Annotated in this window: 16 protein-coding genes; 11 read left to right on the forward strand and 5 right to left on the reverse strand. The window is 43.9% G+C overall.

The annotated features are described in order from the left end of the window. Positions 1 to 66: 66 nt before the first annotated feature. The 11 genes from NYE58_RS07965 to NYE58_RS08015 all read left to right on the forward strand — a co-directional run bounded on the left by NYE58_RS07965 (position 67) and on the right by NYE58_RS08015 (position 12,703). Positions 67 to 1,368: an ABC transporter substrate-binding protein gene (locus NYE58_RS07965; protein WP_036675885.1), complete on the forward strand. Its 1,302-nt coding sequence runs from the start codon at positions 67 to 69 to the stop codon at positions 1,366 to 1,368. Between the two features lie 228 nt (positions 1,369 to 1,596). Next, on the forward strand, positions 1,597 to 2,409 hold the full coding sequence (locus NYE58_RS07970) for a carbohydrate ABC transporter permease (protein ID WP_235219373.1): 813 nt from the start codon (positions 1,597 to 1,599) through the stop codon (positions 2,407 to 2,409). Continuing rightward, a complete protein-coding gene (locus NYE58_RS07975; RefSeq protein ID WP_036675882.1) occupies positions 2,409 to 3,230 on the forward strand; it encodes a carbohydrate ABC transporter permease in 822 nt (273 codons plus the stop codon). The genes NYE58_RS07970 and NYE58_RS07975 overlap by 1 nt, the downstream gene beginning before the upstream one ends. Before the next feature lie 37 nt (positions 3,231 to 3,267). Next, positions 3,268 to 6,339, forward strand: a complete 3,072-nt coding sequence (locus NYE58_RS07980; protein WP_038569274.1) for a glycoside hydrolase family 2 TIM barrel-domain containing protein — start codon at positions 3,268 to 3,270, stop codon at positions 6,337 to 6,339. 187 nt (positions 6,340 to 6,526) lie between these two features. Beyond that, the gene (locus NYE58_RS07985) at positions 6,527 to 7,237 is read left to right on the forward strand and encodes a lantibiotic protection ABC transporter ATP-binding protein (protein WP_036675879.1); all 711 of its coding nucleotides are present in this window, start codon (positions 6,527 to 6,529) and stop codon (positions 7,235 to 7,237) included. Continuing rightward, positions 7,234 to 7,980 carry a lantibiotic immunity ABC transporter MutE/EpiE family permease subunit gene (locus NYE58_RS07990; RefSeq protein WP_036675878.1) on the forward strand — a complete coding sequence of 249 codons (747 nt, stop codon included), beginning with the start codon at positions 7,234 to 7,236 and terminating at the stop codon, positions 7,978 to 7,980. Before NYE58_RS07985 ends, NYE58_RS07990 begins: the two co-directional genes overlap by 4 nt. 2 nt (positions 7,981 to 7,982) lie before the next feature. Beyond that, positions 7,983 to 8,744 carry a lantibiotic immunity ABC transporter MutG family permease subunit gene (locus NYE58_RS07995; RefSeq protein WP_076144450.1) on the forward strand — a complete coding sequence of 254 codons (762 nt, stop codon included), beginning with the start codon at positions 7,983 to 7,985 and terminating at the stop codon, positions 8,742 to 8,744. A 15-nt stretch (positions 8,745 to 8,759) separates the two neighbouring features. Beyond that, a complete protein-coding gene (locus tag NYE58_RS08000; protein WP_036675961.1) occupies positions 8,760 to 9,419 on the forward strand; it encodes a response regulator transcription factor in 660 nt (219 codons plus the stop codon). 113 nt (positions 9,420 to 9,532) lie between these two features. Beyond that, positions 9,533 to 10,783 carry a HAMP domain-containing sensor histidine kinase gene (locus NYE58_RS08005; RefSeq protein WP_178944342.1) on the forward strand — a complete coding sequence of 417 codons (1,251 nt, stop codon included), beginning with the start codon at positions 9,533 to 9,535 and terminating at the stop codon, positions 10,781 to 10,783. Positions 10,784 to 11,072: 289 nt separating this feature from the next. Beyond that, positions 11,073 to 11,846 (forward strand): SDR family NAD(P)-dependent oxidoreductase, encoded by a 774-nt coding sequence (locus NYE58_RS08010; RefSeq protein ID WP_036675873.1) that lies wholly within the window; start codon positions 11,073 to 11,075, stop codon positions 11,844 to 11,846. A gap of 497 nt (positions 11,847 to 12,343) precedes the next feature. Then, positions 12,344 to 12,703 (forward strand): hypothetical protein, encoded by a 360-nt coding sequence (locus NYE58_RS08015; RefSeq protein ID WP_036675871.1) that lies wholly within the window; start codon positions 12,344 to 12,346, stop codon positions 12,701 to 12,703. Between the two features lie 64 nt (positions 12,704 to 12,767). Here NYE58_RS08015 and nrdF read toward each other — a convergent pair whose 3' ends face one another. The 5 genes from nrdF to NYE58_RS08040 form a co-directional block, all read right to left on the reverse strand. Next, the gene (gene nrdF, locus NYE58_RS08020; protein ID WP_036675865.1) at positions 12,768 to 13,727 is read right to left on the reverse strand and encodes a class 1b ribonucleoside-diphosphate reductase subunit beta; all 960 of its coding nucleotides are present in this window, start codon (positions 13,725 to 13,727) and stop codon (positions 12,768 to 12,770) included. Positions 13,728 to 13,766: 39 nt separating this feature from the next. Next, positions 13,767 to 15,851 (reverse strand): class 1b ribonucleoside-diphosphate reductase subunit alpha, encoded by a 2,085-nt coding sequence (gene nrdE, locus NYE58_RS08025; protein ID WP_036675863.1) that lies wholly within the window; start codon positions 15,849 to 15,851, stop codon positions 13,767 to 13,769. Then, positions 15,838 to 16,197 carry a class Ib ribonucleoside-diphosphate reductase assembly flavoprotein NrdI gene (gene nrdI / locus NYE58_RS08030; protein ID WP_036675861.1) on the reverse strand — a complete coding sequence of 120 codons (360 nt, stop codon included), beginning with the start codon at positions 16,195 to 16,197 and terminating at the stop codon, positions 15,838 to 15,840. The genes nrdE and nrdI overlap by 14 nt, the downstream gene beginning before the upstream one ends. 404 nt (positions 16,198 to 16,601) lie before the next feature. Further along, positions 16,602 to 18,251: a helix-turn-helix domain-containing protein gene (locus tag NYE58_RS08035; RefSeq protein ID WP_052096847.1), complete on the reverse strand. Its 1,650-nt coding sequence runs from the start codon at positions 18,249 to 18,251 to the stop codon at positions 16,602 to 16,604. A 30-nt stretch (positions 18,252 to 18,281) separates the two neighbouring features. Continuing rightward, a complete protein-coding gene (locus NYE58_RS08040) occupies positions 18,282 to 20,009 on the reverse strand; it encodes a sensor histidine kinase (protein WP_244886431.1) in 1,728 nt (575 codons plus the stop codon). Positions 20,010 to 20,113: the final 104 nt, after the last annotated feature.

Here is a 20,113-nt window from a genome sequence, read left to right on the forward strand (position 1 = left end):
ATGGAAGCGTAGCAGAGAAAACGCTTCCATCTTTATTATTTTACAGATTATCAAGGGGGTTACGAAGTGAAAAAATTATTATCCGTAATGCTGGCTAGTGTGGTTCTACTTTCGGCATGTTCCTCAGGTGGAACGAAAAACGAAACGAGCAACTCCGGAAGCGAAGGTAGCAGCAAGCCACAAGAGATCACAGTTTGGGCTTGGGACCCAGCGTTTAACATTGCAGCCATGAATGTTGCTAAAGAAGCTTATGCGAAAGTCAATCCAGACGTAACGGTAAACGTCGTTGAGAACGCGCAGGCTGATATCGTGCAAAAGCTGAACACAGGACTGAACTCTGGATCTACGAAGGGTCTTCCTAACATTGTATTGATTGAGGATTACCGTGCGCAAAGCTTTTTGCAAGCGTATCCGGATTCCTTTTATGAATTGACGGATGTTGTAAAAGCTGCTGATTTTGCGGATTACAAAATTGGCCCGACCAGTGTTGACGGCAAGCAATATGGTGTTCCGTTTGATTCTGGTGTAACTGGAATGTATGTACGTACAGACTATCTTGAGCAAGCAGGCTATAGCCTGGATGCACTACAGGATATCGACTGGAAGCAATATATCGAGATCGGTAAGGCTGTAAAAGAAAAAACCGGCAAAAGCATGATCACACTGGATCCCAATGATCTTGGACTTATCCGGGTCATGATTCAATCGGCGGGTGCATGGTATACGGGTGAAGACGGTCAAACTCCGACCATTGCAGACAACGCTGCTTTGAAAGAGGCGCTTGTATTGTACAAAGAAATGATGGATTCCGGCATCGTGAAAGTTAACTCAGACTGGAGTCAATTTGTAGGCGCATTCAATAGTGGTGAAGTGGCTACTGTGCCAACGGGTAACTGGATTACACCTTCAATTAAAGCCGAAGCTTCCCAATCCGGTAAGTGGGCAGTAGCTCCACTTCCTAAGCTGGCAGCCACAGCAGGCTCCGTCCATGCATCCAACCTTGGGGGCAGCTCCTGGTATGTAATGAATGTAGATGGTAAAGAAGCTGCTGCGGAGTTCCTTGCAAAAACATTTGCTTCTGATGCGGAATTGTATCAGACGTTAAATACAAAAGTTGGTGTTATCGGCACTTTAAAAGCTGCGGCAAGCGGAGAAGCTTATTCAGCTGCGGATGAATTTTTCAAAGGTCAAAAGGTCGTATCCGATTTTGCGGCTTGGACCGAACAAATTCCTAACGTCAACTATGGCATGAACACTTACGCAATAGAGGACATTATGGTTGTAGCAGTGCAATCTTATCTTGGTGGAAAAGATGTAGATACTGTTCTGAAGGATGCCCAGAAGCAAGCAGATACCCAAGTTCGCTAATCACACTTAGGCTGTACAATCTAGGCCCTTGCTTCTTCTTCTCCTGTAAATTGGATTTCTACAGAAGGATGGGTAGCAGGGGCTTTCATCTCTAATTTATCAGACAGAAGGGTGTGGAGTGGAGTGGAAACTGTAAAGCCAGGGCTAAGCCCTCAAAGACATAAGAGCACTAAAGGTCAACGGCAAATCCATCTGACAGGCTGGTTATTCGTTCTTGTGCCGGTCATTATGATCAGTATTTTCTATTTTTATCCAATGATTCAAGCCTTAATTCTATCCTTCAAGACAGGCAGAGGCAACAATCTTCAGTTTACCGGCCTTGATAACTATATTCGTCTGTTTAGCGACACCACTTTCCTTACAGCCGTCAAAAACACTTTTATTTACTTGATTATTCAGGTCCCAGTTATGCTGGTGCTGGCGCTCTTTATCGCTGTGCTGCTAAATGACGAAAGACTGAAATTTAAAGGATTTTTCAGAACGGCGATATTTCTGCCAACGGTAACTTCACTTGTAGCGTACTCCGTTGTTTTCAAGTACATGTTTGGAGCCGAAGGTATCGTCAATAAATTTCTGGTGAATCTGCATCTAATCAGCGAACCGATTCAATGGATTACCGATCCCTTCTGGGCCAAAGTTACTATCATTATCGCTATCACTTGGCGCTTTACTGGCTATAATATGATTTTCTATTTGTCCTCACTGCAAAATGTCGACAAATCAATATATGAGGCTGCTCATATAGATGGAGCGAGTGCATTTACACAATTTTTCAAAATTACAATTCCCCTATTGAAGCCGATTATCTTGTTCACGACGATAACATCGACCATTGGAACACTTCAGTTGTTTGACGAGGTGGTTAACATCACGAAAGGTGGACCCGGCAATGCAACCATGTCGATTTCCCAATATATTTATAACCTTTCCTTTGAATACACACCTAACTTTGGATACGCTGCAACCGTCTCCTATTCGATTGTTGTAATGGTGCTCATTCTGACGCTTATTCAGAACAAACTAGGAGGGGATAAGAGATAATGAAAACCAAACGCATGTTTACTTACGTATTTCTAATCATCGCTGCGCTGATCTCTATCTTTCCATTTATCTGGATGGTTATAAGCGCCACGAACCAGTCGGTTGATGTAACCAAAGGGACATTGTTGCCGGGTGCACATTTAGTGGAAAATATAAACAATCTATTTAGTTCAGTGGATATGTGGCAGGCTCTCTGGAACTCTGCAAAAATCTCTGTGGTGACTACTGTGCTTTCACTGCTAGTAGCATCGGCGGCTGGATATGGTTTTGAAATGTACCGCAGCCGGAGTAAAGATATCGTATTCAATATTTTGCTGGCTTCAATGATGATTCCATTTGCGGCGATTATGGTACCTCTATTTCAAATGTTCGCCAAAGTATCTAGTGTAGTGCCGTTTCTCGGTATCGATACAGCATCGGCAGTCATTCTTCCGACATTTACAACAGCATTCCTAATTTTCTTCTTTCGTCAAAGTACAAAAATGTTTCCTAAGGATATGATGGAGGCTGGGCGCATCGATGGGCTCTCGGAATTTGGTTTGTTCTTCCGCATTTATATGCCAACGATGAAATCAACTTACGCCGCCGCTGCGATTATCACATTTTTAAACAGCTGGAACAATTATCTGTGGCCTTTGATCGTATTGCAATCACCAGAAAATATGACTGTGCCCCTTCTTATCTCGAATCTAGGCTCAGGTTATGCCCCTGACTATGGTCTGATCATGTCAGCGATTGTCATTACGACCTTACCGACAGCATTAGTGTTTTTCATGATGCAAAAGCAATTTGTAGCTGGGATGACGGGTTCGGTTAAATAAGTTAGCGTTCATGTGAAGAATAGAGGAGGAAGTATAGATGAAGCAGCAGGTTGAACGAAACCTCACTCCAAGTCTGGAATGGTTATCAGACCCGTCCATTTATGCAATAGGCAGAGTGCACGCGCATTCTGACCATCGATATTACCAAACGAAAAATGAAGCCGAAGCGCTTGGAGAAATGCCCTGGCGCCATAGCCTGAACGGCAGCTGGAAATTTAGTTATGCCCAAAATGCCATGGAACGACAGGTTCATTTTTATAAGGAGGACGTGTCTTGCAGAGGCTGGAAGGATATTAAAGTTCCCGGTCATATCCAACTTCAGGGTTATGGGCAGCCTCAGTACGTGAATACGATGTATCCATGGGACGGTCATGAGCATCTTAGACCTCCGATGATCTCTGAGGACCACAATCCTGTAGGCAGCTATGTCAAATATTTTGAAGTTCCTGCGGGCTGGGAGCAACGTCCGGTGTATATATCTTTTCAAGGAGTTGAATCGGCTTTTTATATATGGCTAAACGGGGAGTTTGTTGGCTATAGCGAAGATAGCTTTACACCGAGTGAATTTGATTTAACATCGTACTTGACGGAAGGCGAAAATAAGCTGGCGGTTGAAGTCTATCAGCGCAGCACGGGGAGTTGGTTGGAGGATCAGGACTTCTGGCGTTTTTCGGGAATTTTTCGTGAGGTGTATCTATACACCGTGCCGGATGTTCATGTGCGGGATCTCCACGTTCAAACCGATTTGGATGAAAAGTTTGAGCAAGGAACGCTGACGGCTGTCATGCAATTGATAGGTAAGTCTGCCTCAAAAGTGCTCCTTGAGCTTAAGGATAGAGCAGGTAATCTTGTGGCTAGTACTGAAAGTGAAGTTTCAGGAGATTCCCTTTCGCTTACGCTTGCGGCAACAAAGGTGCAGCTGTGGAGCGCAGAAGCTCCTAATCTGTATACCCTTTACGTATCAGTTTACAACGCATCCGGGGATCTTGTAGAAGTTGTGCCGCAAAAAATTGGTTTTCGGAAATTCGAAATGATAGATAAGATTATGCACTTAAACGGCAAACGTATTGTATTTAAAGGCGTTAACCGGCATGAGTTTAATCCGCGCTTTGGACGCAGTATTACAAAAGAAGATATGCTGTGGGACATAAAAACCTTGAAGCAGGCGAACATCAACGCGGTTCGGACCTCGCACTATCCGAATATGACACTGTGGTATGAGTTGTGTGATGAATACGGAGTCTATGTCATTGACGAGATGAATTTAGAGTCGCATGGATCATGGCAGAAAATGGGGGCAGTTGAGCCGTCTTGGAACATCCCCGGCAATAAGCCTGAATGGCAGGATATCGTGATGGATCGTGCGATTTCCATGGTGGAGAGAGACAAAAATCATCCCTCCATTCTAATTTGGTCCTGTGGGAACGAATCTTTTGCAGGAGAAGTAATTCTGAACGTAGCCAATTATTTTCGAGAGAAGGACCCTACTCGGTTGGTTCATTACGAAGGGGTGTTCCATAACCGTGAATATGATGATTCGAGCGATATGGAGAGCCGGATGTATGCGAAAGCAGCAGATATCGAAAGGTATTTAACAGAAGATCCGCTAAAACCATATATTAGCTGTGAATACATGCATGCGATGGGCAATTCCGTCGGGGGGTTGCATAAATACACAGAGCTAGAGCAGAAGTATCCAATGTATCAGGGTGGATTTATCTGGGATTATATGGATCAGGTGATTGTGAAAAATGATCGATACGGTAAGCCCTTCATGGCTTATGGAGGAGACTTCGATGACCGTTCAACCGATTACAACTTCTCTGGTAACGGAATTGTGTATGCGGATCGGAGATGGTCGCCAAAAATGCAGGAAGTGAAATTTCTGTATCAGAACTTCAAGCTGCTCCCGGACAGTCAGGGTTTTACAATCAGAAATGAAAACTTATTTGTGGGCTTGGATGCTTATGAATTACAATACGCTCTGAACTATGAGGGTAGGGTCATCCAGCGTGGAACTGTCTTCGCTCAGGTTAATCCGGGCGAGGAAAAATATGTAGAAGTTGATCTACCCGATATTAAGAATCAGCCTGGCGAGTATAGCTTGGATGTTTCTCTTGTTCTGAAGGAAGATTCTTTATGGGCGAATAGCGGTTATGAAATCGCTTTTGGCCAGCATGTTTTTCAAGTGGCAAATACGTCAGCCGAGGAGTCTTTAACAGATGCTAAGATAACATCTGTCGTGAATGATTTTCGCGTGGTTGAAGGAGATGTGAATATTGGCGTACATGGTCGTGACTTCTCCGTAATGTTCTCAAAGCAGGCGGGTACATTAATTTCTGTTAAATATTCAGGGCAGGAAATGATCTCTTCACCGCCGGCACCGCTCTTCTGGAGAGCAATGACAGACAATGACAAGGGGGCGGGAATGCATTTCGACTCTTCCCCTTGGTATGCAGCAAGCTTGACCCGTAGAACGTTAAGCTTCGAGCTCGTGGAGGAGAAGGACCGTGCGACGGTGACTTACGTGTATAAGCTTAGTGTATCAGAGGGAGTACGGGTAAGTGTAACTTACACAGTGTTCTCCGATGGAAGCATACAGGTGAAATCAAGCTACCATGGAGCAGCGGGTTTACCAAAGCTTCCGCTCTTCGCTTTAAGCTTTAAGGTGCCAGCGGATTATCATCAGCTGAATTGGTATGCAAATGGGCCGGAAGAAAATTATATCGACCGTGCGTATGGGGCGAGATTGTGTCGCTTCCAGAATCATGCGATGGATAATGTGTCGTCCTATTTGGTGCCGCAGGAATCGGGCAACCGCACAGGTGTGCGCGAAGTATCCATAATGAATGATTATGGCCAAGGCATTATAATATCTGCACCAGCTACAGCCCCTGTTGAAGCCAATATCTCGCCTTACTCGGCAATGGAGCTGGAGAATGCGACACATCATTATGAGCTGCCGAACGTTCACTATACCGTTGTTACCATTGCTGGACGTCAAATGGGCGTAGGCGGGGATGACAGCTGGGGAGCTCCAGTTCTTGATGAATATCAAATCAATCCATCCTTAGATATGGATTTTGAATTTACAATTCGCAGAGCATGATTTTTTTGCAATATTTGAAGTTCATGTATTAGATGATAAATATTCCAGGCTCGGTTCAACGTTAAATTTGAACCGAGCTTTTTTATGCTCGTTATAATCCCGTATAATTTGAGCTCAGTAAAACCTTATAAAGTCCTTAGATTTGCTATATATGATCAACGTATAGCAAATGAGAGGATGATAAAGGATGGGAGAGTATATTTTACAAACTAATAATTTATGCAAGAATTTCAGGGGGCAGCGTGCGGTTAACGATATCAACATAACCGTAAAAACTAATTCGATTTATGGACTGTTAGGCCCAAACGGCGCAGGTAAATCGACGACTCTAAAAATGATAACAGGAATACTTCGAGCGACGTCAGGACAAATTTTATTTGACGGTCATCCATGGACACGTAAGGATTTACTACACATTGGAGCGCTGATTGAGTCCCCGCCACTTTATGGGAATCTGACTGCTGTCCAAAATTTGAAGGTACACACGACAATATTAAACTTACCGGATTCTCGGATTCGGGAAGTTCTTGAAATTGTTGATTTAACAACAACAGGCAAAAAAAGAGCGGGACAATTCTCTATGGGCATGAAGCAACGTCTCGGGATTGCGATCGCTTTGTTAAATCAACCTAGACTCTTGATTCTGGATGAACCGACAAATGGGCTTGACCCGATTGGAATTCAGGAATTACGTAAGCTTATACGCTCATTTCCTGCACAAGGGATTACAGTTATTTTATCGAGTCATATTCTTCATGAGGTGGAGCAAATTTCCGATCATATTGGAATCATTAGTAATGGTGTTCTAGGGTATCAGAATGCAATATTTCCTGGTGATGATTTGGAGAAATTGTTCATGGAAGTCGTGAGTCGGAACAGACAGGAGGTAACCAGATGATCCACTATCTTTTATCCGAAAATATTAAATTCAAACGAACATTTTCGCGAAAATTGATTGTCGTGGTGCCACTGTTTTTTCTTCTATTTTCATTTTTCACACAACAGAACCTGCAAACTGAAGACCACTATTTTATGGAAATGGTCTTTAATTGGTGGCCGCTGTTATTCATGACCATAGGATCTGCTTTGTTGTCTACACTATCGAATAACAAGGATCGTAAGGCTGGAGGATACCGCAGCTTAAGCAGTCACGGAATTAGCATCGTTAAACTTTGGCTCAGTAAAATTATTGTGGTGTCATATTATTTGCTGTTGTCTTCGCTGCTCCTTATTGCAGTAATGTACCTATCTGGTCTTTTGTTTCCTTTGGGTGCAGCACCCTTATCTGAAATTACAACAGCCGCTATGGTTGTTTGGTTGACCTCTTTGGGGATGATTCCAATCTATCTATTCTTAGCTGAACAATTTGGGTCTGTAGTATCTATTCTTGCAGGTCTGTTTGGGATGATTGTGAGTGTACTAGCAGCGGATCAACCTTCATGGATTTATGTTCCGTGGAGTTGGGCTTTAAGGTTAATGTGTCCCATTGTTGGTGTACGTCCAAATGGTGTGGCTCTTTCAGCACAGGATGCTCTAAGAGACTCTTCGGTTATTTTACCTGGAATTGTGGTGTCGCTTGTATTCTTTTTGGTAACCCTCACCTTAACTAGCTGCTGGTTTAGTAGAAGAGAGGTGCGATAGAGATGGTGATACTCCGGCTATTACAAGCTGAATGGTTGATGACTAAGCACACTGCAATTCGTTGGTTGATATTCCTTGTTCCTGTTCTATATCCGATGATGGTACTTTGGTATTTTTCACAGCGTGCGGATCAGTTTCACATCTATGATGGTTATTTTTCATTAATAGCCTTTGGGTTACCTGTTGGGATAGGATTATTCTCTGCTTTAATGAGTGGTTTAGAGGAGGGGGCAGGGGGATTCTATAATCTATTAAGTGCTCTTTCACGTCCGAAGTGTTATATAAGAAAACTCGGGTTCATAATCTTGGCGATGATATGGATCGTATTCGGTTCAACATCAATTCTAATACTGGGCATGAAACAAATTTTGCATATAGAGCAGATACAATATCTAATATTCTGGCAAGGAGCTTGTTGGGTTGTAGGCACTGCTCTAATCTTAATGATCTTTCATCTCATCTTAAGTTATGCTGGAGGTTTGGGACTTTCTCTAACGGTGGGTAGTGCAGGTACGCTAATTGCAGCTATCGTAGGTGGAACCATTGTAGGAGATAAAGTGTGGTTATACATACCGTGGGCCTGGTCGATGCGGATGATTCAACTTCCCTTGTTTTATGCACAACCTAACGGGTTCATTGAAACGGAAGTATTGAAGCTGCAACTTCTTCATTCCGTACCTGCTATACTTATTAGTACAATGATAATGGCAATGTTAGGCTTGATATGGTTTCATTACTTTCAGGGTAGGAAATCATATGAATAAATAGGAGTGAGGTCACTGGCTAATATTTTAATAATAGATGATGAACCTGATATTTTGGCGCTAGTAAATAATATTCTTAGCAAAGATCACCATAGGGTTACGGTAAAAACAAGTGCACGACATATGCCTTTGAACGAGTACTCGACATTTGATTTAATCCTGTTGGACGTGATGATGCCAGATATCGATGGTTTTGAGCTCTGTACTCAAATCAGGGATATCGTAGACTGTCCGATTCTGTTTCTTACAGCTAAATCAATGGAGACAGATATTATGTTTGGACTTAGTGTAGGGGCAGATGACTATATCGTGAAGCCTTTTCGCGCAGGCGAGTTGAAGGCTCGGGTTAACGCTCATTTGCGGCGTGAGAATCGAGGGAAAAATCATATGTTAAGCGCATCTGGAGTGAAATTCAATCTCTCGGCAAAGGAGATTTCTATTGATAAAGAGAAAATAAATCTCACTAAAAGTGAATATCAGATATGTGAATTTCTTGCTAGAAATAAAGGTCAGGTTTTTTCCAAAGAACAAATTTATGAATCGGTTTATGGCTATGACAGAGAAAGCGATAGCTCAACTATTACAGAACATGTAAAAAATATCCGCAGTAAGCTGAGTGCGAGGGAGGTTTCACCGATTGAAACCGTTTGGGGGATAGGTTACAAATGGGTGTGAAACGAATACGGCTCCGTTCAGTCTTCATTCAATATTTATTATCATTAGGTGCGTGTACTCTATTATTGGCATTTCTGTGTTTAGGGGTATTTACTCTATTAATGCAGTATGGAATGATTGTTCCAGCAAACCATACTGAGCAATCCATTGCAAAGTCTTGGGATGTTTTGCAGCGTGCGCCAGAAATTACGCAAGAAATGATCCCTTGGGGAGCGGAACATGCGGTATTGGATCAGCAAAAGAACTATATTTCAGGAAATATTCCTAAAGAACGCGCTCTAGATATATTGCAGAAGAATCAAAGCAGTTGTAATCTCATGGGTACAAACTGCACCGATGTGATTGAGCGGGAGCATGAGGTTATCGTACTGCAATATGCAATCGTACCGCAGTTCACCTCGAATTTTCTGCATAACACGCTGCCTAATCCGCAATTAACGTTATTGCTGTTTTTTGTAGTTCTGATGTTACTGGAAGTTATTCTGATTTCTGGATTTTTCGCTCGAAGACTGAGTCAAAAAATGGCTTCCTTGCAAGAAGCTGCACATCACATTGAAGCTAAGAATTTGGATTTTACTGTCGTGTATTCTGGGGTCAGTGAAATTGATGAGGTGCTATCATCCCTGGAACAGCTGAGAGAGGAATTGAAAAAGTCGCTAGAACAGCAATGGAATTTGGAACAAATGAAAAAAGAGCAGATTTCTGCGCTTGCCCACGACATTAAGACTCCTCTTACGATTATTCAAGGAAATGCAGATTTGCTGATAGACTCAGATTTAGCGGAGAATCAGCAAGAATATATAGGGTATATTTCCAAAAATGCGGATCAAATCGAACAATACATGGCAACACTTATTGAGATTTCTAATACGAGGAAACAAATTTCTCCCCGCTCTAAATGGGTTAGAACGGAAGCTTTTATCCAGCAAATTCGTACGCAGTTAGATGCGTTGGTTGTCCCTAAGCATCTTCGGATAGAATTCCACCAGGACAATAATCTGCCCCCTGAGGTGTTGATAGACAATGAGCTACTTCATCGGGCTGTGATGAATGTACTCGCTAATGCGGTAGAGTATTCCCCGTATGAGAGTGTGATTTATTTGCAGGTTGAGGCAAAACAAGATTGGTGGAGTATAACGGTAGCAGACAGTGGATCAGGATTTACGAGTGAAGGACTCCAATCTGCAGTTAAGCAGTTTTATCGAGGGGACAGTAGCCGTACCTCCAAAAGTCACTATGGATTGGGACTTTATATTGCCGACACCATTGTCAGGCAGCATCAGGGCAGTCTGCATATTAGCAATTCTCCCCTGACGGGTGGAGGTCAAGTTCGAATCGACGTCCCAGTTCGTGGAGTTAGGTAGAGGTTTATTACACCTCTTAGAATAACATTGGATAAAACTTCTGGTTTATCTGATGAAATTCTAAGGGGTGTATTTTTTATGACGATCAAAACCAAATTCTCAATTGTTGGAAAAGTAGATTAAAATATTGATTGCTATATACAATTAAATACAATAAAGTTGTCATATAGAGGATAATTTTGTCGATTTTTCTGCAAAAATGTTCCAATCCACACTGTATCAGGTGACATTAGGGTCTATGAGGTTCAAATCCTCTTCCTGAAAAAGACATAAGAAAGTGGTGCGCATAATGAGTAGCAACAGATTTGAAAACAAAGTAGTTATTATTACGGGTGCTGGTACCGGAATCGGAAAAGCTACAGCATTGAGAGTAGCAAGAGAGGGTGGTACTGTAGTAGTTGCCAATCGATCAGATGCTGGCGCTAACACAGTCGAAGAAATCAAAGCTTTAGGTGGAGAAGCACTGTTTGTGCGGTCAGACGTTTCAGTTGAAGCAGACTGCAAAAATATCGTAGATCAAACCTTAGCAGCTTATGGAAAGATTGATTGCCTTTATAATAACTCAGCAATTACAGGAGATAATGCGGATGTTACAGAATATGATCCGATATTGTTTCAAAAGGTGATTCAGACAAATCTTAATGGCCAATTCTACATGTTGCATTATGCATTACCACATATGAAATCCGGTGCTTCCGTTCTAAACTGTTCCTCCTTGCATGGTATTTTTATTGGGATGGCAAATGATGCAGCTTATTCAGCAAGTAAACACGCCATTGTGGGCATGACTAAATCGGTTGCTAAAGAAGTGGGTCACCGTAATATCAGAGTAAATGCTATTTGCCCTGGTCCTATCCCTACACCAACCATGAACAGATACGAAAAGCTGTTGTCTGATGATGTAGAGATGCTTCAATCTCTTATCGCTTCTGGAACGGCTTTGGGCAGATATGGTACGCCTGAGGAAGTAGCTGCTTTTGCATGTTTCCTTCTAAGTGATGAGGCTTCATTTATTACAGGTACAGCACATGTGATTGACGGGGGCTACTCCGCAACTAAGTAATTAGTCGGATTAATTTACTTATATAAGCATCTAGTATCGAAGGCTTTGCGGCGTATTCCTGTTCGGAAATCCTGTAGGATAAATGGACTGGAGTTGAAGGCGCACGCAGAGCCTTTTTTAGTTGTTTCTAAATGATAACGGAATTACACAAGTGTGAATGAAATTAAGGCAAATATAACCATGGATATGTTGGAATTTGTAGAAATTTGTATTTTAATATAAATAAAAAAAGAAATTTGTCGATAATAATATAGGTAATAGGTATGAGTTAAAATATATTAGAAAGGATGTTGCAATAAAACGATACAGGAAATAGATGTCATTTACTATTGATTGTAACGATATGGCATCATTTAAACAAGGCAGTTTGTTCCAAACCCAGTTGCCAAAAGTAGAAGTTACTAAAAAGCCTGGGCAGAAATTTTTTGTCTGTTGGAGTTACATACATTTCTTTCTATTATTAAAAAATAACTATTAAAACTTGGAGGAATACAATTATGTCATACACAATTAAATACAACAAAAGTGAAAACCACATCGATGTAGTATCTATCGATTTTTCTGCTGAGGATGTTCCAGGATACTTGAAAGATTTTGAGAATATCATGAAGCTTGTTAGTCCTAAATTTACGGGTACAACTGATGTAACTGAATCTGCAAGTGTACTTTCTCCTGAAGTTGCAGCAATGTTGGCTCCAACAGGTGAGATGGCGAAAGCAGCTGGTCAAGCAGGATGGGCTTATGTAACTAAAAACCCAATTTGGAAAATGCAATTGAAACGTATTTTTGGCAGAGATTTTGCTGATGCTTACGATACCTATGAAGAAGCTAGAACAGTTCTGAAAAAATTGCAATAATCTAATAAATAGAGTTAGCAAAAAGTGCGGAGAGCTTTCTCCGCACTTTTTGTTTTATCTATATTTAAAATTGAAAATCTTCATCCTTCAGTGGCTCCACATTAAGCGCCCGGACATATCCGTTGCCTTTCTTCGAGAAGAAGTCATGCTGCTTGGTGTGGGTGCTGATCCCGTTCTGAACAATCGGGTTGATCTCTTCCTCGTCAAATAGCGGATCATGGCCCAGATTCATCATCGCTTTATTGGCATTGTATCTTAGGAAAGTCTTAACCTCGTCCACCAATCCGATAGGGGCATAGATCTGCTCGGTATAATGCTCTTCATTCTCATGCAGCAGTCGAAGCAATTCTACCAGCGTATGGTGAAGTTCGCGTTGCTCGTCTTCTGGGAGCCCGTCAAAGATCTCTTGTGCCAGCACGCCGACATATACCCCATGGATGCTCTCATCCCGTAGAATAAGGTCGATGATCTCACCGCTGCAAGTCATTTTGCCCTGCCCAGCCAGATATAGGGGATAGAAGAAACCACTGTAGAACAAGTAGCTCTCGAGCAGGACGGAGGCTGCCATGGCAAGGTACAGGTCTTTAGGTGAGTCTATGTTTTTGTAATATTGTGATATGGTCTCCGCTTTGAACTGGAGGAAGGGGTTCTCTTCTACCCAGCGGAATACACTGTCGATCTCCTCTGTAGAGGACAAAGTGGTGAAAATACTGCTGTACGATTTGGCGTGAATTTGTTCCATCATGCCCATGAAGCCCAGTACGGCTTTACGTTGAAGGCCTTCGACATGCTCCATAATCTGCGGCATTCCGACTCCGCCTTGAATCGTATCCAGCAGTGTCAGGCCGCCCAGCACCTTCATATAGGAGTCCTTTTCTTGCTCACTGAGCGTGAGCCAGGACATTTTATCATCGGATAATGGAATTTCATCGTCCGTCCAGAATTGCATAATGTTCTGATTCCAGAACATCAATGAGAAATCGTCGTCGGGACGGTTCCAGTTAACGGCTTGGATAGCGGTCATAATATTGCAATCTCCTTTTCTGCGGCTATAGCCTTCCTTTTAGATTGAGCAGGTGAGGCATTCCTCGACAGACAGCTTTTTGGTCCGGGTGTAATACAGCGACTTCAAGCCTTTATGCGCCGCATACAGGTAGGAGCGGGCCAGTTCTCTGGTGGAAACATCACTGTTAACATGCAGAACGGTCGAGATACCTTGGTCGATATGGGGCTGAATTTCCGCGATCAGATCGATTACCTTGAACTGGTCCATCTGGTAAGCCGATTTATAGAAAAACACATTGTCCGGCCGCAGGTACGGCATCGGATAATAAGTAGTTGAATTAGCATAAGTCCGAGTCTCAATCTGCTCAACAATCGGCATAACGCTTGAAGTGGCGTTTTGGATATAGGAAATGCTGGCCGTTGGCGCAATCGCCAAACGGTAAGCATGGTATAGGCCATTTGCTTTTACCGCATCCCGCAATTGTTCCCAGTCAGCTGGGGATGGGATATAAATATCTCCGAATAACTCTTGTACCCTTGGGGTAACCGGACGGTAATCGGTAGTCAGGTAACGCTCAAAATAAGCTCCCGTAGCATAATCAGAAGCCTCAAATCCATGGAAAGATCGGCCCGTCGCGGCAGCGATTTCCATGCTTTTCTCCAGCGAGTGGAAATTCATGGTCATAAAGAAGGTCCGGGCAAAATCGCGGGCCTGCTCGCTTTCATAAGCAATGTTGTTCTTAGCCAGATAGCCGTGCAGATTCATGACGCCAAGACCGACAGAGTGCATCTCCTTGTTTGCTTTGGCTACGCCTGGGGCATTGGAAATACTGGTCATATCGCTAACAGCGGTCAGGGCGATCATGCCCTCATGTACGGATTCACGGATTTTGCCATGTTCCATCACGTTAACAATGTTCAAGGAAGCCAGATTGCAGCTTACATCGCGGCGGATTGTACTCTCCTGTCCGTAGTCGGCAATCTCTGAGGTCTCCTGCAGCTGGAAGATTTCAGTACAAAGGTTGGACATTTTGATCTGTCCGACGTTTTTCAGAGCATGGGCCGCATTGGCATTGCTCTTGTTCATGATATATGGATAGCCAGATTCCAGCTGGATCATGGCAATTTTGGTCAGCATATCCCGTGCGCTCATAGCTTTCTTCTTTTTGACACGTGGATCGGCCAGCAGCTTATCATACATGTCATCCAGATCCATATCGTCGAGATGCGTTCCGTAGGCTTTGTACACACTGTAAGGAGCAAATACATGCAGTGCTTCATTGTCCTTCGCCAGCTTATAGAAGCGGTTCGGAATAATCAGGCCGATGGACAGGGTTTTGAGTCTTGTTTTTTCGTCGGCATTGATCTTCTTGCTGTCGAGGAATTCCAGAACGTCCCAGCCAAAAATGTTGTAATAGGCTGCTCCTGATCCTTTACGCTGACCCATCTGATCTGCATAGGAGAAGCCGTCTTCCATCAGCTTAAGTACAGGTATAATTCCCTTCGCAGCATCCTCAACACCCTTGATAGTTTCACCACGGGAGCGTAGCTTGGATAGGTTGACGGCCACACCGCCACCGATCTTCGACAACTGCATGCAGGTATTCAGCACATAGTTGATGGAATTGAGCGAGTCGTCCATTTCGATTAGGAAGCAGGAGACGAGCTCACCACGCCGGCTCTTACCGGCATTTAAGAAGGTTGGGGTCGCAGGTTGCAGGCGCTGTTCCATCATCGAACGGGCAAGTACCCCGGCAGTATCGGCGTTGCCGCGTCCCAGGTGAAGGGCGACTGCCGCCACACGGTCCGGGTAATGCTCCAGATATTGTTTGCGGTCATTGGTTTTTACAGCGTAATCCGTGTAGAATTTCGAAGCTGCCATATAAGATGGAAAACTGAAGTTGTAGGCGTGGGTAATCTGGTAGACTTCTTCAATCTCCGCCGTGCTGTACTGTTCGTAAAAATTCTCGTAGAAATCCTGTTCAATCATATAATCAACCTTGGCTTTTGTATTCGCAAAAACCAGACTCCGGCGCTCTACATCCCGCATAAATTCGGCTACTGCCTCAAGATCTTTGTCTAACTGAAAGAAGCCACTTTCGTCTCTCTTCATCAACATGTTGTTTAATTCAATATGCCGCAACCCGGCTCACCTCCTGTTTAATCCGTTCTACATCGCCAAATGTACCCGATAACTCAAATTTACCGATAACGGGCACGTTATACCGATCTGCAATCAAGTCCGCGCTGTGCGCGAACAGCTCGCCCCAGTTCTTATTGCCGCTGGCGGCGATGCCTTTCAGATTGGCATTATTGTTCTTCAAGAAAGTAGACACCTTTTCTGGAATCTGTCCAAAGCCGGTGGTATATGTAATAAGCACATAGGGCTCGTCAATCGTCATATGCTCCTCAATCTGCACAGCCGGCAACTTAAGTTTGCTGATGAAGCGTCTGACATTTCCTGTTTTTGAATCATACGCGACTAGCATGGTGTCTGTCCCCCTGTAAATATTAAAAACTATTGAAAATAGTATGAAAACTGAATGGATAAGCTTTAAATACTGAAAAATCGTATCTATACTATATTTAGTGTGCGTTGTTTATTTTAATTACTATATGTTGAAAAGTCAATATGGGAACAGCCGTCTTAATAGCTGGGAAAGTGTCTCGTAAGCGGTTTTTTGGTAGACTTTTAGGGCAGAAAGACCGGAGTATTAGCATTTTGCTAGTTTAAAAATAAAAATAAAAAAATTGCAGGAGAAAGGGTGATACTTAGGGTTGCTGTCTGAGGGTGATGGCAAGCCAATAAATCTGCAAGGAACAGAGCCTGCTCCTTGCAGATTTATTGGCTTTATTTTTGCGAAGTGGGGTTATTCTTAATAATCTCTTGATCTCAAGAACGGTTGTTTACTCCGAGGCTTCGGTCAGGCGGTGAATCTGCTTTAAGTTGCTGCATGTATTCTCTGGGGGAAATTCCGGTTACCTTTTTGAAGACCTTGCTGAAATAGAAGGCACTCTCATATCCCAGCTTCTGTGAGATTTCGTAGATGCGACCTTCCCCGCGTGCCATCATTTCTTTGGCTGTCGTGATTTTGATCTCCGTGATATATTCCACATAGTTGACCTTGGCAACCTTGGAGAAAAGGTGGCTCAGATAGTTGGGACTGAAATTGAAGACATCCGCCACTTGATTGAGCGAGAGCTTAGTTCCGAGATTTCGTTTAATATACTCTTGGACATTTTTGACGAGCTGCTCCTTGTAGCTTTGTCTGCGGGTAGAGAGGATGTCCGAGCAACCGTCCCTGAACTGGATCAGCCAGCCGGCGATCTCTTCAATCGTATGCATCTGGTAGATAGCCCGGTAGCCCTCCGGTTCATTTTCGAAAATTTGCTCCACAATATTCTCACCGTCTGCAAGTAGTGAAGTGGCCATATACAGAATGTTGCAGGCGGCATCAGTGGCGGGAACCAGCAGGTCGGCCCGGCCGTCGAAGATTTCGATCATTTTGGAGATAATGGCGTATAAAGCTTGGGTATCCATTTCTTCAAAAGCACGGCGGATCTCTGTACGCAATTCGGAGAAATCAAACAACAGATGATCCTGCTCCAGCGACTCTCCTTCGGCAAAAAACACAAACGACTGTGCTTTAACCGCAGCAGGAAGCGCTTTTCGCGCAGCGAGGTAGCTTTCCCGCAGCAAATAAGGATCCTCGACCGCAAAGCCGATCGCGCCGATGATCCTTACATTGAAGTAGTTATGGAGTATGGAGGCCATATGGGTCAATAGCATTTCAATCTCAGGCATCCATTGCCGTGAATCCGTCCCGTTGACGGGCAGGGTTACAGCAAAATTGCGCAAGTCCAGACTGGTCACATAACAAGGTCTTATGGAAGTAAGCGTATCTTTGGCCATTTGGACGGTACTTGAGCACAGAGCAACCATTTTATCGCCGCGGGGCGGGACACTGTCTGGTCCCAAAATACGGCAAGTGCAGACTAGATAAGCAGGTTCCTTGAGCTCAAGGTTTAAATCATCTCTCTGCAGAAGGTACTGGTTTTTATTTGCGAATAAGTTATTGAACAGGCGGATGAAAAATTTATCGCGTTGGGCTTGTAGATTGCCTCTATGAGCAAGCATGGGATAGCTGTCTAGGGTTTGAAAAGCCTCCAATTGGGAAATTGCTTTCCGAATGGAGGCATCAAGTGCCTCTGGTGTCAGTTCCAGCTTCACTAGATAATCTGTGGCTTGCACTTCAATCGCTCCACGTGCGTATTCGAATTCCTCGTAGCTTGTTAAGATGATAAACAGCGGAAGCCGGCCGTGTTTTTTGCGTACCGCATTGGCAACTTCTAAGCCGCTTTTAATTGGCATTTTTATATCGCTGATTACAATGTCAGGACGGAGGGTGTCAATCATTTCTTCCTCTTGAGCCCCGTTGTGTGCAATGCCGACAATTTCTATATTATATTGCTCCCACTTCAGCATGGACTGCAAGCCGATACAGACCAGCGCCTCGTCATCAGCGATTAACAACTTGATCAATTCCATCACATCCTTGCTTGGTATGCTACTCTATTCCTTTTGCAGGAACGGCAGAAGAATCTTCATCCGGGTATATTGGCCCGACTCACTCTCAATCGAAAGACCGTAATTATCCCCAAATGCCAGGCGCAAACGTTCATTTACGCTGCGGAGTCCAATATTCTCGGGCATTTCTTTGCTTCCGTCACCTGGATTCGACAGAATCGTGGAGATTTCTTCTTCCTTCATCCCTACACCGTTGTCTTCAATCGTAACTAGAATATCGGCGAATCCACTTTTGGCCACCTTAATGAGAATTTCTCCTCTGCCTTTGGGCTCAATGCCATGGAAGATGGCGTTCTCGACCAGGGGCTGGAGCGTGAATCGTGGAATTAGGCCGGTTAGCAGTTCCTCGTTGTCAATCTCCTTTACCATAGAGACCGTACTGCCATAGCGGTATTTCTGAATCAAAAAATAATCATCCAGCAGGCTCAGCTCATCCTTCAGCGGCATCAGTCTACGGTTGTCTTTGGCGATGCTGCGCAGCAGTCTAGATAGTGAAGTGGTCATTTCTGCGATGCCGGTAGCATTCTGAATTGTAGCCATCCATTTGATCGAATTCAGTGTGTTGTACAGGAAATGGGGATTGATCTGACTCTGCAGCATCCGGTATTCCAGCTCCTGTTTCTGTTTCTCGTCAGCGAGCCGGCTGTCCATAAGCGCTACGATATCTTGGGACAGGCGGTTAATACCCCGTCCGACATCGCCAAGCTCGCTGTTCCATTCGATATTGCGGTCCAGCAGGAAATTGCCCTGGGCGATCTTATCAATCCGCTTCTTCAGTTTTTCCACCGGAAGACTGATGGTACGGGTCAGATACAGCGTAATGATAGCGCTTAAGACAATAACCAGGAGACAGACGCCGAGCATAACCAGAATCCATATATTTGTCTTGGGAGCGAACAGGTCATTGGATAAAGTCTGTGACAGAATGACTCCGCTGCGTACGGGATAAGATACCACGATATGGCTCTCTTTCTCGTCCGCCAGCTTGACCATGGACAGCTCGGTTTGCGGACCGACAGGTTTATCATTGGTATAGGCCACCGGTTCATACGGCTCTGCAATGGCGATGACCTGATCGCCGATGAGCTGATAATGATGATTGCCGAGCGTCAGCAGCAGCCGGGAATTCTTCGGCAGGGAGTACCCTTTCAGCTTGTCGGTAATAACAGTTGTATTCGCTAACAGGTACACCGTTCCAACCCGGGAAGCTCCTTTGCCGTAAATAGGAAAAACAAAAGGAATTCCGTTCGTGTTGGAGAGCGGGTCCTTGATCACCCGGTCCCATTTCTCCTCGGCATCATTGCTAAGGCCGGTAATTTGACCGATATTGTGTATGGTAAGCGGAACAGAGGTGCCGGTTTTATCCACCTGCAGAAACTTGCCGTTGCTATCCGTAACAATCAGACGGCGGGCATAGCTGTTGGAGCGGTTGTTCAGGAAGTCCTGCTGCATCGAGTTGAATACATTAACTGCTTCCTTAGAGCTAGCCTTAGGTGAGCTGAAGTAGTCTGTGATCAGGGTATTAGTAGAAGAGTTAGTGCTGCAGGTCATCGCCAGGGATGACAGATCAATCAAATCCTGTTCAATAATATGAGATACCAGCTGCAGATTGAACTCGGTCGCCTGGATGGTTGTTTTACGCTGATAATAAGTAATTAATTCATAGCTGAAAAAAGAAAGCAGCGACGCTATCAGCAGTGCGAATACGGCCATGAGCAGAATAATGCGACTTTTAATGGTGGATTTTCTTACCGTATTTAACACTCCTCTACAAAATGTGAAAACATATAAAGCGTTTTCATATACCATAGCATATT

It is taken from the genome of Paenibacillus sp. FSL L8-0708 (assembly GCF_038009325.1).
GTDB classification, from domain to species: domain Bacteria; phylum Bacillota; class Bacilli; order Paenibacillales; family Paenibacillaceae; genus Paenibacillus_AQ; species Paenibacillus_AQ odorifer.

Coding starts and splice junctions, on each gene's coding strand:
- NYE58_RS07975 (WP_036675882.1), top strand. CDS start 2,409: ATGAAAACCAAACGCATGTTTACTTACGTATTTCTAATCATCGCTGCG.
- NYE58_RS07995 (WP_076144450.1), top strand. CDS start 7,983: ATGGTGATACTCCGGCTATTACAAGCTGAATGGTTGATGACTAAGCAC.
- NYE58_RS08005 (WP_178944342.1), top strand. CDS start 9,533: ATGATTGTTCCAGCAAACCATACTGAGCAATCCATTGCAAAGTCTTGG.
- NYE58_RS08015 (WP_036675871.1), top strand. CDS start 12,344: ATGTCATACACAATTAAATACAACAAAAGTGAAAACCACATCGATGTA.
- nrdF (WP_036675865.1), bottom strand. CDS start 13,727: ATGACCGCTATCCAAGCCGTTAACTGGAACCGTCCCGACGACGATTTC.
- NYE58_RS07980 (WP_038569274.1), top strand. CDS start 3,268: ATGAAGCAGCAGGTTGAACGAAACCTCACTCCAAGTCTGGAATGGTTA.
- NYE58_RS08040 (WP_244886431.1), bottom strand. CDS start 20,009: ATGGCCGTATTCGCACTGCTGATAGCGTCGCTGCTTTCTTTTTTCAGC.
- NYE58_RS07985 (WP_036675879.1), top strand. CDS start 6,527: ATGGGAGAGTATATTTTACAAACTAATAATTTATGCAAGAATTTCAGG.
- nrdI (WP_036675861.1), bottom strand. CDS start 16,197: ATGCTAGTCGCGTATGATTCAAAAACAGGAAATGTCAGACGCTTCATC.
- NYE58_RS07970 (WP_235219373.1), top strand. CDS start 1,597: ATGATCAGTATTTTCTATTTTTATCCAATGATTCAAGCCTTAATTCTA.
- NYE58_RS07990 (WP_036675878.1), top strand. CDS start 7,234: ATGATCCACTATCTTTTATCCGAAAATATTAAATTCAAACGAACATTT.
- NYE58_RS08010 (WP_036675873.1), top strand. CDS start 11,073: ATGAGTAGCAACAGATTTGAAAACAAAGTAGTTATTATTACGGGTGCT.